Genomic DNA, 2,086 nt, shown 5'->3' on the forward strand with positions numbered 1-2,086 from the left:
GGACCCGGTCGGGCTCGCCGCGCGCCTGCGTCACATCAAAGCGGCGGCAGCCGGCTTCGCTGCGAACCGACGCGGTCGCGTTGGCGTCCACGAGCTCTCGGAATCTGCCCCGGGCACCCGGCTTGAGGCGGAAATCGACCCAGACCACGAAGCCGCTCATCCCTTGCCACCCGCAATTTCAAGATAGCGTCTGGAGACATATTCCAGATGCCTGCGCATAGCCGCTTCAGAGGCGTCTGGATCGCGCGCGGCGACGGCATCAAAGATTTCTCGATGAGCCTCGTAGGCCTTTCGGTCTTCACCTTTGGCCAAAGTTGTGCGCCGCTGTTCCAGCAGCCATTCGGCCAACGCCGCGTGAATGGCTGTGAAGATACGATTGCGGGTGATCACCGCCAGCACGTAGTGGAAGTCCACATCGGTGCGCTCGAAGCGCGTCAGGTCCCCGATCGACTGCCGGTTGATTTCGAGCGCCTCCTTGAGGCCCTCAATATCCTCTGACGTGGCATTGATGGCGGCGTTGCGGGCAAGCCCGACTTCGAAAAACAAACGCGCGCTCTGGAAGTCATGAACCCCGCCAGGAGCCGAAATCATGTGGCGCGCCGGCCCCGAGAGGGCGTCGATCACGAATTGGGGGGTTGGCCGAGTGACGCGGGCGCGCTCGCCGGATTTCACCTCGACAAGCCCCATCTTGCTCAGATGCAGCAGGGCCTCGCGGATTGAAGGGCGCCCGACCCCGAACTGCCGCATGAGTTCCCGCTCGGATGGGAGCCGGTCGGCTTCGGCCAGCTCTCCCTTGCGGATCATCCGCTCGAGGTGCGCTGCAACCTCCTCCGAAAGCTTCCGCGGTTTGATCAGAACGCCGATCATGTGGCATACCTGTTATACCAGTCAGGTACGCTAGGCTCCCAGAGCGCCTCTGTCAACGATCAATTGGGCTGGATAGAGACCGAACAGAGATGCCCAGGCTCGCGCGGCCCGCCTCTTGGATGGCAAGGACGACGATGGGCTGCTCGTAGCAGATCAGCGGCGCAACCTTCACGCCCTCGACCTCGACCACGGGAGTGGCACAGACATGTGCCCTCGCCCCGCTGCGCTGCCTGACCCAGGCAAGCCAGGGCTGCCAAAGGGCGAGCGGATTTCCGCTCCAGCCGATCGCGCCAGCGGCCACACCGCCGGTGATGAAACCAAGCGAATGCAGCGCTTCAAGGCATGAAAGTGAGGATAGGCCTTGCAAGGCCGAGAATGCCGTCGACCTGAACCCGTCCAGCGTGAGTCATATGAACCTGGGAATCTGGAGTGAAGGAAGCCATCGCCCGGAGGAACCACACCGCCGACGAAGGCTGTGATGATCCTACCCTCGGAATAGATTGTGCGAAGTTCGGAATTCCCAAAGCGGACCGGTTCCGCGGGCGCACAGACCTCGCGGGAGATAGCCGCGCACAACCGCAAGGTCAGAGGCCTGCGACCGGGGCGGACAGATATGGCGATGTCACCGACTCTGGGCTCGTGCTGAATTGCTTCGATTCGCCGAAGGCCAAGCGGATAGCTCGGTGTCATGTTCAGCCGACACCCACTCCATGCGACGTCGTCGAACCACTGCTGCGCGGCGTGACGCAATGGGTTCCGGAACCAAAACTGCGACCCGATTGCAGGATTGCGACTCGTCGCCAAGCGCATTTGTCCGCGAAAACGTCGCCCGCTTCATCAACATGACACCGGAGACATTCTCGGGCATCTATGGGGCCGCATCCAGGGAAACGCACTGGCTGTCCTATGAGAGCTACGCCGCGCTCGTCTCGGGCAGAAGTTTGCGACCGACGAGGTTGCAGCGGGCAAAATCGACATCTTCATCAACGTCGACTCAACACACTCGAGAACCATCCGGACCTCGCCCGGGTCATCATTGGCTCACTGATGAATGCCATCTACAATCGCAATGAAGCAGGCCAGTTCGGATCTTGTCGATGAGCTGATTTCCATGAAATTCGTTCAGGAGATGAAAGCCACCCAACAGCGCGTTGGCAAGCCTCCGACCCCGCTTGAAGATGGGCCCCCCCTCCCCTTCCCGAGATCAGCTGTTCAACGG

General features: G+C 61.5%; 4 protein-coding genes. 1 reads left to right on the forward strand and 3 read right to left on the reverse strand.

The features are described 5' to 3' along the window. The 3 genes from EN925_RS33215 to EN925_RS41110 all read right to left on the reverse strand — a co-directional run. A partial coding sequence (locus EN925_RS33215; protein WP_206633063.1) for an antibiotic biosynthesis monooxygenase occupies positions 1–160 on the reverse strand: 160 nt, incomplete at its 3' end. Further along, positions 157–867 (reverse strand): transcriptional regulator NanR, encoded by a 711-nt coding sequence (nanR, locus tag EN925_RS33220; RefSeq protein ID WP_027163180.1) that lies wholly within the window; start codon positions 865–867, stop codon positions 157–159. The genes EN925_RS33215 and nanR, both read right to left, overlap by 4 nt. Before the next feature lie 52 nt (positions 868–919). Further along, a complete protein-coding gene (locus EN925_RS41110; protein WP_245469230.1) occupies positions 920–1,234 on the reverse strand; it encodes a hypothetical protein in 315 nt (104 codons plus the stop codon). Positions 1,235–1,616: 382 nt separating this feature from the next. Between EN925_RS41110 and EN925_RS33230 the strand changes: the two genes are divergently transcribed. Further along, positions 1,617–1,940 carry a type IV secretory system conjugative DNA transfer family protein gene (locus tag EN925_RS33230; RefSeq protein ID WP_245487400.1) on the forward strand — a complete coding sequence of 108 codons (324 nt, stop codon included), beginning with the start codon at positions 1,617–1,619 and terminating at the stop codon, positions 1,938–1,940. Positions 1,941–2,086 lie beyond the last annotated feature (146 nt).

It is taken from the genome of Mesorhizobium sp. M7A.F.Ca.US.006.04.2.1 (genome assembly GCF_004022915.1).
In the GTDB taxonomy this organism is placed as follows: Bacteria; Pseudomonadota; Alphaproteobacteria; order Rhizobiales; family Rhizobiaceae; genus Mesorhizobium; species Mesorhizobium ciceri.